The 13,285-nt window shown below is 65.8% G+C and carries 13 protein-coding genes; 11 read left to right on the top strand and 2 right to left on the bottom strand.

Going from position 1 to position 13,285, the window contains the following annotated elements; all coding sequences use genetic code 11:
• Window positions 1-372: 372 nt before the first annotated feature.
• From JIN95_RS00220 to JIN95_RS00270, 11 genes are all read left to right on the top strand, one after another.
• Entirely contained in the window at window positions 373-531 is a 159-nt protein-coding gene (locus JIN95_RS00220) for a hypothetical protein (protein WP_200530179.1), read from the top strand.
• Entirely contained in the window at window positions 524-3,046 is a 2,523-nt protein-coding gene (locus JIN95_RS00225) for a phage/plasmid primase, P4 family (protein ID WP_200530180.1), read from the top strand. The genes JIN95_RS00220 and JIN95_RS00225 overlap by 8 nt, the downstream gene beginning before the upstream one ends.
• Before the next feature lie 415 nt (window positions 3,047-3,461).
• Window positions 3,462-3,836 (top strand): hypothetical protein, encoded by a 375-nt coding sequence (locus tag JIN95_RS00230; RefSeq protein WP_200530181.1) that lies wholly within the window; start codon window positions 3,462-3,464, stop codon window positions 3,834-3,836.
• A gap of 83 nt (window positions 3,837-3,919) precedes the next feature.
• Window positions 3,920-4,357, top strand: coding sequence for a hypothetical protein (locus JIN95_RS00235; RefSeq protein WP_200530182.1), 438 nt, complete (start codon window positions 3,920-3,922; stop codon window positions 4,355-4,357).
• Window positions 4,354-4,647, top strand: coding sequence for a hypothetical protein (locus JIN95_RS00240; RefSeq protein WP_234699142.1), 294 nt, complete (start codon window positions 4,354-4,356; stop codon window positions 4,645-4,647). Before JIN95_RS00235 ends, JIN95_RS00240 begins: the two co-directional genes overlap by 4 nt.
• A complete protein-coding gene (locus tag JIN95_RS00245; RefSeq protein WP_200530183.1) occupies window positions 4,647-4,952 on the top strand; it encodes a hypothetical protein in 306 nt (101 codons plus the stop codon). Before JIN95_RS00240 ends, JIN95_RS00245 begins: the two co-directional genes overlap by 1 nt.
• Window positions 4,949-6,373: a hypothetical protein gene (locus JIN95_RS00250; protein ID WP_200530184.1), complete on the top strand. Its 1,425-nt coding sequence runs from the start codon at window positions 4,949-4,951 to the stop codon at window positions 6,371-6,373. Before JIN95_RS00245 ends, JIN95_RS00250 begins: the two co-directional genes overlap by 4 nt.
• Before the next feature lie 3 nt (window positions 6,374-6,376).
• Complete coding sequence (locus tag JIN95_RS00255; RefSeq protein ID WP_200530185.1) at window positions 6,377-6,670, top strand: hypothetical protein; 294 nt, start codon at window positions 6,377-6,379, stop codon at window positions 6,668-6,670.
• A 142-nt stretch (window positions 6,671-6,812) separates the two neighbouring features.
• Window positions 6,813-8,288, top strand: a complete 1,476-nt coding sequence (locus JIN95_RS00260; protein WP_200530186.1) for a hypothetical protein — start codon at window positions 6,813-6,815, stop codon at window positions 8,286-8,288.
• Between the two features lie 55 nt (window positions 8,289-8,343).
• Window positions 8,344-8,994: a hypothetical protein gene (locus JIN95_RS00265; protein ID WP_200530187.1), complete on the top strand. Its 651-nt coding sequence runs from the start codon at window positions 8,344-8,346 to the stop codon at window positions 8,992-8,994.
• 46 nt (window positions 8,995-9,040) lie between these two features.
• On the top strand, window positions 9,041-9,652 hold the full coding sequence (locus tag JIN95_RS00270; RefSeq protein ID WP_200530188.1) for a hypothetical protein: 612 nt from the start codon (window positions 9,041-9,043) through the stop codon (window positions 9,650-9,652).
• 231 nt (window positions 9,653-9,883) lie between these two features.
• Here the strand turns inward: JIN95_RS00270 and JIN95_RS00275 are convergent, their stop codons facing one another.
• Together JIN95_RS00275 and JIN95_RS00280 are read right to left on the bottom strand one after the other, a co-directional pair.
• The gene (locus JIN95_RS00275) at window positions 9,884-11,602 is read right to left on the bottom strand and encodes an ATPase, T2SS/T4P/T4SS family (RefSeq protein WP_321169247.1); all 1,719 of its coding nucleotides are present in this window, start codon (window positions 11,600-11,602) and stop codon (window positions 9,884-9,886) included.
• Between the two features lie 212 nt (window positions 11,603-11,814).
• Window positions 11,815-13,080 (bottom strand): dicarboxylate/amino acid:cation symporter, encoded by a 1,266-nt coding sequence (locus JIN95_RS00280; protein WP_200530189.1) that lies wholly within the window; start codon window positions 13,078-13,080, stop codon window positions 11,815-11,817.
• Window positions 13,081-13,285: the final 205 nt, after the last annotated feature.

The raw sequence follows: 13,285 nt of genomic DNA on the forward strand, positions 1-13,285 counted from the left end.
ACCGGTCACGCCAGAAACCCGTGACTTGGTGAAATCGCTCAAGCGAGGCGGAGAAAGTTACGACCGCGTTGTTCGCAAGATGGTCGACGCATACGAGGGCGACGCCTAACGATGCGTCGGAACAGCACGGCCGCGCGAGGACGCGGCCGCGGAATCCTTGATGAAGACGACGAGGACGACGACGCACCCACGGGGGGTGTTCACGTCCGTGCGTGAGTTCGTCCCACAGCGTAAAAACCGTTTCCCCGACCTCTCGACCGGTTGGCGCGGCGTTTGCGCCGCGTGTGGATGCCGGACCAGCATCGAGCCGGCGGACGCGGGCGGCGACCGGTCCGACGCGACCGACGGCGTCACGCTCGATGAGGTGGCCCGATGAGCGACCGGGAGGCGCACGTCGGCGACTCCGGCGCGGGGATCTTCCTCTCCGGATCGGACCTCGAAACGCTCGGGATCGACCCGTCGACCACGGATCGCGTTCAGTACGACGTGACCACCGACGGCGTCGAACTCCGCGAGGTGGCCGATGAGTAGCGCGGACTCGCCGCCGGAGCCGGAGACGGTCGGATTCTCCCCCGGTGCGATCCCGGACGCGCTCACGCCGCGTGACCAGTGGATCTGCTGGCGGTTCGACTGGAAGGACGATCGCGACGAATGGACGAAAGTCCCGGTCGATCCACAGACGGGTGGATTCGCGAAAACGACCGATCCCGACACATGGACCAGTTTCGCACAAGCCGCCGAGTACCACCGCCGGAGCGCGAGCGACACCGCGGGACTCGGCTTTGTGTTCGACAAGTCCGATATGATCGTGGGGGTCGACCTCGACGACTGTCGGGACCCGGACACCGGCGAGCCGACCGATGAGGCGCGCTCGATTATCGAGCGGCTGGATTCATGGACCGAAGTCAGCCCCTCCGGCACCGGCTACCACGTGTTCACTCAGGGGGTGATTCCCGACGACGGGAGCCGCGGCGACATGGACACCGGATCGTCGCACATCGAGATGTACGACCAGACGCGGTTTTTCACCGTCACGGGCGACCATGTGGGGACGACGCCCGGCAACGTCACCCCCGCGCCGGACGTGGTGAAGGACCTCCACGCGGAGTACGTCGCGGGCGACGACGCCGGCGACAGTGGTGACGGCGCGGGCGCGTCGTCGACGCCGTCGGAAATCCAAGATATCGACGACGCCGACCTCATCGAGACGGCCAAGAACGCCGAGAACGGCGACAAGTTCGCACAGCTGTGGAACGGAAACACCGCGGGCTACCCGAGCCACAGTGAGGCGGACCAAGCGCTGTGTAACTACTTGGCGTTCTGGACCGGCGGCGACCGGAACCGGATGGATCGGCTGTTCCGACAGTCGGGCCTCCACCGTGAGAAATGGGACGAGGACCGCGGGGCCAAGACCTACGGCGAGCTGACGATCGACACGGCGATCACGTCCGTTTCGGACCAGTACGAACCCGGAGAAGGCGGGTCTTCCCCACCCGAACCCAAGGGGTTGACCGACGAGAAAGGCGACCCTGTCGACGACGACGGGGCGGCCGTCGTTACGCCGGATAACTTCTGTGCCGAAGCGGGGATCAGCCCCTCCGAAGGCGAGCATATCTCCGACCTGAACGACAAGCAGAAAGCGGCCGCGACGTGGCGGCTCATCAAGCGGTCCGATGAGTACCACGTCCGCGCGCACCGTGACACGGGCGCGCTGTGGGCGTATGAAAGCGGCGTGTGGGATTCGAACGGCGAGCGGACGTTACAGTTCGCCGCGCGGAAGGCGGTCAATCCGGAGAACTACGGTGCGAACCTCCTGAACGAACTCAAGGCACAGGTGCGTGCCGATCCCTACGCCGAGATCGACGACGACACGCTCGGACTTGAGCCGGGCGCGGTCGCCGTCGAGAACGGATACGTCGACCTCCGGGCGGCGGCCGGCGACGGCGACGGGGACGCGCTCCGACCGCTTGAGCCGGAGGACTACGCGCTCGCGAAACTCCCCGTGGAGTACGACCCGGACGCGACCAGTGCGCCGTGGCGGGAGTTCGTCGGCGACGTGGTCGAATCGGAGAAGATCGACGCCGTACAGGAATACGTCGGGTACACGCTCCACCGCGGGGAAATGCCGTTCAACCGCGCGCTGCTACTTGTGGGGTCCGGTGCCAACGGGAAGAGTACGTTCCTGAACGTCGTTCGGCAGTTACTCGGACCGGAGAACACCGAGACGAAACCCGTTCACAAGTTCGACAAGGACAACGCCGTCGCCGACCTCTACGGGAAGCTCGCGAACATCGACGCCGACCTCTCCGAAGGGTCGCTGTCGTCGCGCGGGCTGGCGACGTTCAAGCGGCTGGTCGGCGACGATCGCGTGACCGGTCGGCACCTATATGAAGACGCCTTCACGTTCGAGCCGGCCGCTAAGCACCTCTACGCGTGTAATCAGGTGCCCGATGTGAGTAACATCGTGAGCGATAACGACACCGCGTTCTGGCGGCGGTGGGTTATCGTTCAGTTCCCGAACTACTTCCCGCCGCGGGACCGGGACCCGACGCTTGAGGGGACGCTCACCTCCGATGCGCACCTCTCCGGTGTGCTCAACTGGGCGATCGAAGGTTGGGGCCGCCTCATGGAACAGGGGGCGTTCACCAACATCGAGACGACGCCCGACGAAACCCGGCGGCTCTGGCAGAGCTGGGGCGACAGTGCCGATGAGTTCCTTTCGCAGTGTGTCGAGACGGACCCGAGCGCGACCAACGTCACCACCGGCGAAGCGTGGGAAGTCTACAAGGAGTGGTGCCGGCGGGAGGGGAAGGACGCCACGGGACAGCGTGACTTCACGAACACCGCGAAGGCGTCGGACGTGGATCTCGGGTACAAGACCAGCGTCCGGACGAAACGGCACCGGTCGCCGCGCGGTGGGTACAAGGCGTTCGGGTTGACCGACGACGCCCCCGATCTCGACGCGGTGCTCGCCGACGACGACGGCGACGACACCGACGACGATGATGGGACGATGGGCACCGGCCTCGATTCCTTCGGACAATGATCGGGTCGGCTACATCGGTCACACCCCCGGCTACATCCGTCCGCCACAGTCAGCCGCGCTACTCCCCGGATTCCACACTTCCGTTTCGTTGTAGCCTATGTAGCCTATGGGGATCGGAAAGTCGTGCTAAAGGAGAGAGTGAGCGGCAGTGCCGTGTGTATACTGTAGAAAAGAAGGTTTCCGATCAGGGTCGGCTACATAGGCTACATTCTCCCGGCGGTCGCCGTGCGGCCGGTGCCGTTCTCCCGTCCGTGGCGCGTGGAATCCCTCCCCCTGCCGTGGCGATTCCGGACGTATCGATCACCGACTAACTGGCAGATAAGACGACGATAATGAAGACACCAAACCAACGAACGACGCACCGAACCGCCCGATTCCGGGCGAAGCGCACCGAAACCCCGGGGGTTGTCCCGGCATGAGCGGCAGCGACGCCGACACCGACGCGGAGAGTGTGGAGAACGCTGAGCGTGCTGGCGACGCCGACGACGCGCTGCCGGCGGACTTCACCGACGAACAGCTCGACGCGCTCGCCGACGCCGTCAAAAAGCGACTCGTCGACGACGCCGCGAAGGCGGCCGGCGGCGACAGTGAGGACTCCGAGTTCACGTTCACCGAAGCGACCGAACAGGTGGTTGAATCGCTCGATGTGGTCAAAGAGCGGTTCGACGTGATGAACGACCGGATCGAGCTACTCGAAGACCACATCGCCAGCGACGACACCGGCACCGACGCCGTCGACGACAGTACCGACACGCAACCGACCAGCGACCAGTTTCGAGGTTTCCAGTAATGTACACTCACCGATACGAAGTGACTGTAGAGTTCGGCCGACCGTTAGACCACCCGCGTGACGATCCCGAGAGGCTCGCGGACTTGGCACGGAAACACGCCGTGCGGGCGGTCATCGAAGGGCGCGGCGTGGCGTATGAGATCGCGGACGTGACCGTCGACGCCGACGCGGGGCTGTTCCGTGCGGTCATCAACGCGGACGCGCCGGTCGGCTTCAAGCGGGGACGGTTCCGGCGGGCTGTGGTCGAGAAGTACAACGACGCGACGGACAAGCCCTCGATGAGCGATTGGGACGGGCCGTCGTCTTACCTCGCGTCGCGGGCGGTCACGGGCGGCCATGAGTCGGTGAGCGACTTCGCCAACCGTGTCAAACACGGCGGGCGGGACGCGTACCGCCCGAGCGACGACGAGAAGCGGGAGGCGCTGGAAATCGCCGAGAAGTACCGCCAACTGCCGGGGGACGCACCGGACCTCACGTTAGACGGGTACCACCTCCGGACGCTCGCGGGTGAGACGGCATGAGCGCGGATACGTCGCCGCCCGTGGCCGACGACGCCGACGCCGACGCGGTCGTGAGCGATTACGATCAGATGCTCGCGGACCTCGATGTGGCGATCGAAGAGGCGCGCCGGAAGATCGAGGACGGTCGGGTCCGCGACGCCGAGAATGAGAAAGTCCGGATCAAGTGGATTCGGGCGCTCGCGTACACCGTGAACATCCGGCGGCAGGTGGCCAACGACCGCGACCTCGAAGAGCTGGCCGAAGAGATCGAGGCGCTGAAAGCGGACACCGACGCGGAGGGGGGTCGCTAATGGTCGAACCGACCTACCCCTTCCCGCCGGCGGAAAACCGGATGAGTGACGAACAGGTGTCGGCGTGGTACAACCGTCGGCTCCCGGAGCGTGAACAGCGGAAGTTTGCGTTCGTGCTCGAAACGATCGACGAGCGCGACGGCGACCATGACGACGACACGATCGTCACGGTGATGAACCACTTCCACACCCACCCGGAGGACCCGGTCGACGTGCGGGAGGTACTACAGGATGTGGGAATCGCGTTCGACGATCCGGACCCGGACATGAGCCACATCGATCTGGATGAGGTGTTCATGCCGTGAGTGTCCGCGAGCTGATCTTCGAGTACAAGGAATCAGGTGCCCGGAGTGTGGCGAAAAAGGATCGTCGCGTGAGGGAGTCTATCAAGCGCACGGGCCGCACCGCCGAGCGCGAATCTGGAAAAGTACAAAGATGGATGAGCAGGAATAAACAGGCGATAAACGCGGTGTCGGTCGCCACGCTCGCGGCCGTGGGTGGGATCCTCTCGGCGGCACCGTCGTTCAGGGCGGCCCTGTCGGGCATACGGGCGTCGTTCACGCTCCTCGCCCACACAATCGTGTCCGACGTTCTCCCGGGTGGGACGAACTTGGCGTCGGTAGCATTGGACCTCGTGAATCGGTTCCGTAGCCTCGATGAATCGATACGCCGACCGATAAGTGCGATCGTGCTTGTCGGCGGGGCGATCGTCGGCCTCCTCCCCGTGATCGCCGCGTTCATTAAGTCTGCCGTCGCCGTCGGGAGCGCGTTGTCGGGTGCCGTCGCCGCGGCCAAAACGGCAGCCGTCGCGATCGGGGCGATCACTGGCGTCGCCGTGTCGACCGTCGCTGCGATCGCCGCGTTGATCGTGGCTGTGGGTGCGCTCGCAGTCGCGTTCATCACCGACTTCCGTGGAATCCGGACGAAAACGCTGGAAGTGATAGATGCGGTGATCGACTTGAGCGACGTTGTCTCCGGGTTCCGGCGACTCGTCGGCGCGGCCGGGCGGCTGCTTACCGGCGATTTCGGCGGCGCGCTTGAACTCGCACGGTTGGGGCTTCGTGACCTGTGGCTCGCCGGCGCACAGACACGACAGAAAGTCTTGCTGTTCATCCGGCAGATGGTCGCCGGCGTCATCGAGCGGTTACTCGCGTGGCGAAAGCGGTCGGTGAAAGTCGCCATCCAGATCCGGGACGCGGTTGTCCAACGGATCACAGACATGACCACCCGCGTGTTGGAACTCTTGAGCCTCGCCCGTGAAATGGCAGCGAAGGGGCGAGCGTGGGTTAGCGGCCTCGCACGTGGGGTGAGTGAGCGCGCCGGCGAACTCGCCGACGCGTTCCGTAGCATGGCCTCACGCGTGGCGAGAGCGTTCAAAGACCGATTTAACGACCTCATCCCGTCGGTGATTTCGATCCCGAGTGTGTCCATCAACATCCCGGACATCCTCGGCGGTGGATCGCGAACCGTCGGCGGTGGGTACCTCTCACTTCCACAGCTCGACACAGGCGGCCGGATCGCGAGCGACGGGTTGGCGATGCTCCACGCCGGCGAGCGTATCATGCCGGCGGCACAGGTGCGCGAGCGCGGTCCCCAGCCGACCGGCGGCGACACCGTCACGGTCGACACCGTGAACATCATGGTTCAGGGGTCGGGCGACAGTCGGATCGACGGCCAGAACATCGCTCGGGAGTTCGAGAAAGAACTCTCCGACAGGGGGGCCTAACACATGGCGCGACCCACCCGCGGTGAGGCGCTGGTCGTGGCCGGCCTCGGGCTGTGGCTCTTGGCGATCCCGACGCTGTGGAGTACCGATCTGGTGTGGGGGACGATCGTCATGCTCGCGTGGGTGCTCACGCCGAGCGGGATCGCGGCGGGCTACTTCCGTCCCGACCGACGGGTCACGTGGCCGTGGATCGCCGCGGCGTGTGTCCCCGTCGTCGCGATCGTCGTCGCGATCGTGTACCTCGCCCGCGGCCGCCCCGCCGTCGACGACGCGGACCGACTCGACACGGGGGCGTGACCATGCCGACGTGTCAAAACTGTGGCGGCCACGTCTCGAAGCGGTACGCCCGCGTGCTCACCCCGCGCGGCGTCGACGAACCCCGGACGTGCCCGAATTGTGACCTCATCAGAAACGGCGCGGAGATACGCGAACGAAACACATGACCACACCACACCAATTACAGAAAGAGATCGAGGGGTTGCGTGACCAGCGGGCCGACGCACAGGCACAGGCCGACGGCGTCACGGTCCTGTGGGGCGCTGCCGACCCGGAGCACCGCCCGGACGGTATGACGTGGGTCCCGGAGACGAACACGCTCACCTACGACGTATGGGCGGCTCAGCGGGAGACACTCGACGCGCTCGATGAGCCGGACCACGATATCGTGGCGTTCCTCGCCGGGTACGGGACGGGGAAGTCCGTCGCCGGCGCGCGGTGGCTCATCGCCAACGCGATCACACACCCCGGCAGTCGCTTCTTGGCGCTCGGGATCGACTTCGCGAAGGCGCGTGATACCACGTTCCGGATCCTCTTCGAGCAACTGCCGGGCGAGCGCACGGGCGTGGTCACATCGAGCTACAACGGACCGGAAACGTCGCCGATCGTCGCCGACTACAACCGCGCGGAACACCGGCTCACGCTGGTCAACGACACCGTGATTAAGCTCGGGTCGGCCGACAAGTGGAACCGGTACGCCGGCGACGAGTACGGCGCAGTGTGGCTCGATGAGCCGTCACACTACGGCGAAGACCTCCACGACCTACTGGAAATGATCGGCTCGCGGCTCCGCGGCGTCGCTGGTCCGAAAACGATGATGTGGACGCTCACCGGAAACGGGTATAACGCCGCGTGGGAAATCCTCGAAAAGCGGGAGGGTGCCGACGGCGACCCGATCGGCCTCGGTATCGAGGTGGTCCGTGCCTCCACGCTTGAGAATCCGTATCTCGACGACGCCACGAAGGACCGCTTCGAGCGGCAGTATGCCGGCACCGGCCGTGAGGAACAGGCGCTTCACGGTGGGTTCGCTGCCGCGTCGGGGCTGGTCTACTCGGGATTCTCCCGTGATACCCACGTGGTCACGCACGCCGACGCCGTCGACGCCGTCGACGACACGAACGACTGGCGGATCTACGGATACGACGCCGGGTGGGGCGACCCGCGCGTGCTCATCGAGATCGGGAAGACACACACGGGCCAGCTGGTCGTGCTCGATGAGTTCTACCGAACGGACACTCACGTCCGGGAGGTGCTCCGGTGGCTCGCCGCGCACGACAAGCCGGGCGGGACGATCTACGCGGAACACGAACCGAGCGATATCGACACGTTCGACACCGGCGATGAGGCGGTCCCCGAGTACGACCCGCGGGAGTTCGACGCGGTCCGTGCCGAGAAGTCGATCGACGCCGGGATCGCCGACGTGCGTGAACGCCTCGAAGTGAAGGACGGGGAGCCGGGGCTGTTAATCTCCGACCAGTGTGAAAACCTCATCCGGGAGTTCCTCGGGTACAAGGCCGAACACGTCGGGACCAGTGCCGCGGAGGACCACTGTCTCGACGCCAGCCGCTACGCCATACACACCGACCGCCGGACCGACACGTCGATCCCGGACCCGTCGGATATCTTCGGTACCGTGTAAGGTCCGACGGGAGACGCAGCCACACCCTTTTGTCAATTGCGGTGATTGATGAACCATGAACCGCCGCGAATACTCTGCGGTAGTGGGGGCGTCACTGGTCACATCGATCGCGGGGTGTGGCGGCGACGGTTCCAACGGAACCGAATCGGACACAAGCGACTCGGGCGCGAATGGTGAAGGACAAGGAACGAACGGCACGGGCGGTGCGGACGGTTCAGACGACGGTACGGAATCCGAAGAGGAACCGTCCGGATTGGCGTCTTTTGGAACTCCGGCCGATCCTCAGCCTACATTCGAGGTTGAGAACACCGATGTGGATAACCAGTCGACGACACTCACCGCCGAGTTCTATGGCGGTGCGTTTACTGAATTGGTCGACGGGGAACAGTTTTGGGAACCCCAGTCGGGTGAGGTGTTCCTACTGTTACAAACACACATCGAGAACACAGGAAGTGAGCCATACTCCTTCGCAGGCGGTACTGTGATCGCAACCGACGACGCTGGAAATGAAGCGGAATGGTCCGTTCTTATTGACGGCTCACGCTTGAGCACAGAGGTGCCGGCGGGTGGCGAGTTCAACGAGTGGATCGTATTAGTTGCCGATAGTGAGGCAACGTCGTTCACCCTCTCCATACAGCCGTTAGAAGATATTCAGGTGGATGCTTCATGGAACGAGGACTTGGAAATCACCTTCCCCGAAGTATGACGGATTCGTGACCGGGATTTAACCGGTCGTGGGAAAATCTCGCCACATGGGTATTTTCGATCGGCTCTTCGGGAGTGGAGGCGACGACGACAACGATCCGCCGGGCGAGACGGCAAAAGACCACATCGAGAACCCGGAGGAATCGGACATACTCCTCGATCCCGAACTTCTTGAGGGGAAGGTGAACGTCGACCGTCGGGCGGAAATCATCGATACGCATTACGACGACGTGAACACAGACGACGCGCGGTTCATCGCCGAGACGGTGAAGGAATACGTCGAATCATACGATCTGCGAAAGCACGACGCACGCTCCCGGATCGAGGAACGGACGGGGTTAGACCATGAGCGCGCGGGAGAAATACTATGGACCGAACGCTCTTCGGTCCAAAAGTGCGACGACGTGCGTGGAAAGCGGGGCATAGACATACCGATGTCGTACAAATGGACCGTCGGTGATGAACCGTGCTCGCCGATCTGTGCCGACGTTGAAGAGGCGACCACGGACCGCGACGATCCGGTTTCTTTGGGCGAACTACAGGAACTACTTCGAGAGAAAGCGGAGGAATACGCCGATGAGGGCGGAACCCCCGAGCGGATGGACCACTGGGTCCCTCACCACAAGTGTAAGGCCGTCTTACAGTCACAGGTTCAGTAGACACCGATCCCACACCGGCGCGCGGTAGCGTTTCGACAAGCCGTGAAACGGATTGTAGCCTATGTAGCCTATGGGTGAAGAAAAGTCGTGAAAGCGTGGAGTAGAAGCGGTGTGCCTGTGGATAGTGTAGGAAAGAAGGTTTCCGGTTGGGGTCGGCTACATCGGCTACAAGTCGCACCGTGCTTTCGGGGAGCGCGGTCGGCCGGCGTTTCGTATTAGCATATTCGCTCTTTAGCCCGTGTTCAGCGTCTCCGCGAACGTCTCGAAGCTCGCGGGCGTGTTGATCTCGGCGATCACCTCGACGTCGGGGTTCAGGTAGTTGGCCTCGGCCATCAGCTCCGACATGCTCACCGACTTGTACGCGTCCTCGTGGTCGCGCGTCGTGAGCGACACCCCGGTCTCGTGCGGGAGCCGGACCTCGCGGGACCCCTCGTCGATCGACACCGGCCGGTCGTCGAACGGGATGAAGGGGGTGTGGGCGTTGAGCAGGGTCGTCTTCCCCACGCCGGTCGGCCCGGCGAAGAGGACGACCCCGCGGTGCTCGTACAGCAGCCACAGCAGGGTGACCAGATCCGCGGAGAGCGTTCCGCGATCGACCAGGTCGACGGGGGTCAGCGTGTCCGCGCTCTGCTTCCGGATCGAGACGTGCGGCCCGCCCTCCGAGATGACGGGGAGCGCCACCGCACACCGTATCGTCTCGTCGACCCCGTCGATGTCGAGGTTCACCTTCGCGGACGGCGTCGACGCGTTGAGCTCGGTGCCGTCGCGGGCGGCCAGCCCGGTGACGACGTTGACGAACGCGGTCTCGTCGTCGAACGCGAGGTTGGTCGGGACGCGCCGGCCCGTCTGCTCGGCGCTCCCCTCCTCGGCTCCCCGCAGGACCGAGGTCCGCGGGACCACCTTCACGCGCTCGCCGACGCGGTTCGCCTCCACGTCCTCCAGGTTCGGGTCGCGGATCGGCACGGTCAAGATCCCCTCGCCGACGAAGTCGCGGAGCACGTAGTATGCCAGGTCGTCGAGCCGGTCGTGGGCGTACCGCGAGTCGACCGGCGGGACCGCGAGCCCGCGGTCGGCCAGCGCGGAGCGGGCGCGGTGGGCCGCCGCGCCGAGCCACGCGCGGGTGTTGCGCGCGGTGAGCCGCCGCGAGAGGAACCGCCGGGCGTGCTCGGCGACGAACGCCTCCCGGTCGTCGACCACGCCGTTGACGGTCGTCTCCCAGATGCGCTGTTTGCACTCCTCGATCAGCGCCTCGTCGCCCGGGAGGAGGTCGGGCTCGCGGACGGCGTACTTCGTCTCGAACGCGTCGGAGCCGAGCAGCCGCTCGCGGGCGACGACGACCTCGACGGAGAGCCCGGCGAAGCCGACCGCGTACCGGGCGAGCCGCTCGGCGGCGACGCGCTCGACGTACTCCGCGTCGGCGTCGAGCCCGGTCTCCACGGGCGCGAACGTCTCGGTGTGGACGACCAGCTCGCGCTCGTCGCCCACGTCGGCCACCTCGATCCGGTCGTCCAAGGCGAGCGGCGTCACGTCGCCGAGCAGCCGGAGGTCGCGCAGCGCGTGGTAGCCGATCCGGCGGCGCGCCGCCGCGCTCGCGTCCAGCAGCCGGTCGAGCGCGCGCTCGTACTTCGGCTCGAACCCCGCCTCGGCCCGCTCGTTCACCCCGACGCGCGTGAGCGGGCGGCGGTGGCGCACCCCGGAGAAGTGGTCGCGGACGCGGTCGAGCGCGCGCTCGTCGGCCGCCGACAGAGCGGGCTCGCGGGCGTCGTACCCGAACCGGCCGCCGTCGCGCTCGCGGACGGTCGCGACGACTCCCGGCTCCGACTCGTACTGCGCGCGCACGTCCGGCGCGTACCACGCCTCGGGGTCGTCCGGGGGTACCGGTGCGGGGACCGCGCCGCCCGGCTCGTCGTCCGCGTCGTCGACGATCCGGAGCGTCGGCCCGTCGCTCACGGCTCTGCGCTCCGCGTCGGTCGGTTCGTCGCGGCGTCGGCGTCACGGCTGCGTGTCATCGTGCGATCCGGCGGGTGATCGACGGGCCGGTTTAAGGGTTCTTTTCTGTCAGTATTGCATAATTTCAGCGTTCGAAAACATTCGCCAAAAGAGCCGGTGCCGCGTCGTCCGTGACGGTCAGCCGGAATCCGACGACCCTGCCACCGATCGCCCTACTTGGCCCACGCGCCGCCGTCGAAGTCCACGGCGTCGTTCCACTTGCCGACCACGGTCGCGACCGCCAGGTCGCCGGTGACGTTGTTCATCGTCGCGATGCGCCCGAGGATGGGGTCGACGCCGGCGACGAAGCCGACGACCGCGAGCGGGAGGCCGACCTGACTCAACACGACGGTCAGCATCACGAGTCCGGCGCCGGGGACGCCGGCGGTCCCGATGCTGATCAGCACGGCGACGACCAGCACGAGGAGCTGCTCGGTGATCGCGAGGGGCTGGCCCACGGCGTTGGCCGCGAACATCACGGTGATCGCCTGTCGGATCGCGGCGCCGTCCATGTTGGCGGTGGCGCCGACGGGGAGCGCGAACGAGTACACCCGCTCTTCGATCCGGAGGTCCTCCTCGGCGTTCGTCATCGTCACGGGGAGCGTCCCGCTGGAGGAGCGCGTCGCGAACGCGGTGAGCATCGCGTCCTTCGCCCCCTTGAGGAACGCGATCGGGGAGACGCCGACCACGACGCGCATGAGCACGAACAGGTAGGTGAACGCGATGTGGACGACGACCGCGACGGCGACCGCCAGCACGAGCGCGCCGAGCGAGGAGAACACGCCGACGCCCTCGGTGCCGATGCCGACCGCCATGAGCGCGAACACGCCGACGACCCCGTACTCCAACACGCCGCGGACGACGACGAACATCGCCTCGGCGCCCGTCTCGAACGCCGCGAAGATGCCGTCGACCCGCTCTCCGAGCTCCGGCTGTTGCGCCCGGACGTAGGTGAGCGCGATGCCGAACACGATCACGAAGAAGACGGTCGCGAGCAGGTTCCCGTCGGCCATCGCGGCCACCGGGTTGCTCGGAACGATCCCGAGGACGACCTCGGTCAGCGACGGCGGCGCCTGCGACTGCGCCTCGCCGCCCGTGAACTCCACGCCGCGCCCGGGCTGGAGCAGGTTCGCGACCGCGAGCCCGATCACGCCGGCGATCGTCGTCGTCGCGGCGTAGAGCCCGACGGTCGCGCCGCCGATCTTCCCGAGCTTCGCCGGCGAGAGCTGTCTGATCCCGGTCAAAAGCGTGAAGACGATGATCGGGACGACGAGCATGTTGAGCAGCCGCAAGAAGAGGTCGCCGAACGGCTCGACGACCGCCATCCGTTCCCCGAAGACCGCACCGGCGAGTGATCCAAGGAGGAACGCGACCGCGATGCGGTAGATGAGCGGTACCGACCGATACCGACGCCACAGTGATCCGATGAGGCTGGCCATATCGACGGGTGTGAATCCGCGGGGGAAACGCCTCCGTTACGGACCACAGTTGAAGCGATCTGTGACGCGGCGGTCGCCCCAAACCCGTCTTCCGCCCGTCGACGCGAATCGGACTGTCGGCGGCCAGCGCTCCGACAGCGGCGCGAGCGACCGCGGTAGCGGCGGAGCGAGCGAGCCGTCGGCCGCGCTTCGAGGGCGGATCGGC

The organism is Halorubrum sp. LN27 (assembly GCF_016635065.1).
Classification (GTDB): domain Archaea; phylum Halobacteriota; class Halobacteria; order Halobacteriales; family Haloferacaceae; genus Halorubrum; species Halorubrum salipaludis.

Bases quoted from the DNA above. Each gene is read 5' to 3' on its own strand.
- JIN95_RS00220 (WP_200530179.1), top strand. From the start codon at position 373: ATGAGCGACCGGGAGGCGCACGTCGGCGACTCCGGCGCGGGGATCTTC.
- JIN95_RS00225 (WP_200530180.1), top strand. From the start codon at position 524: ATGAGTAGCGCGGACTCGCCGCCGGAGCCGGAGACGGTCGGATTCTCC.
- JIN95_RS00230 (WP_200530181.1), top strand. From the start codon at position 3,462: ATGAGCGGCAGCGACGCCGACACCGACGCGGAGAGTGTGGAGAACGCT.
- JIN95_RS00240 (WP_234699142.1), top strand. From the start codon at position 4,354: ATGAGCGCGGATACGTCGCCGCCCGTGGCCGACGACGCCGACGCCGAC.
- JIN95_RS00245 (WP_200530183.1), top strand. From the start codon at position 4,647: ATGGTCGAACCGACCTACCCCTTCCCGCCGGCGGAAAACCGGATGAGT.
- JIN95_RS00255 (WP_200530185.1), top strand. From the start codon at position 6,377: ATGGCGCGACCCACCCGCGGTGAGGCGCTGGTCGTGGCCGGCCTCGGG.
- JIN95_RS00260 (WP_200530186.1), top strand. From the start codon at position 6,813: ATGACCACACCACACCAATTACAGAAAGAGATCGAGGGGTTGCGTGAC.
- JIN95_RS00265 (WP_200530187.1), top strand. From the start codon at position 8,344: ATGAACCGCCGCGAATACTCTGCGGTAGTGGGGGCGTCACTGGTCACA.
- JIN95_RS00270 (WP_200530188.1), top strand. From the start codon at position 9,041: ATGGGTATTTTCGATCGGCTCTTCGGGAGTGGAGGCGACGACGACAAC.
- JIN95_RS00280 (WP_200530189.1), bottom strand. From the start codon at position 13,080: ATGGCCAGCCTCATCGGATCACTGTGGCGTCGGTATCGGTCGGTACCG.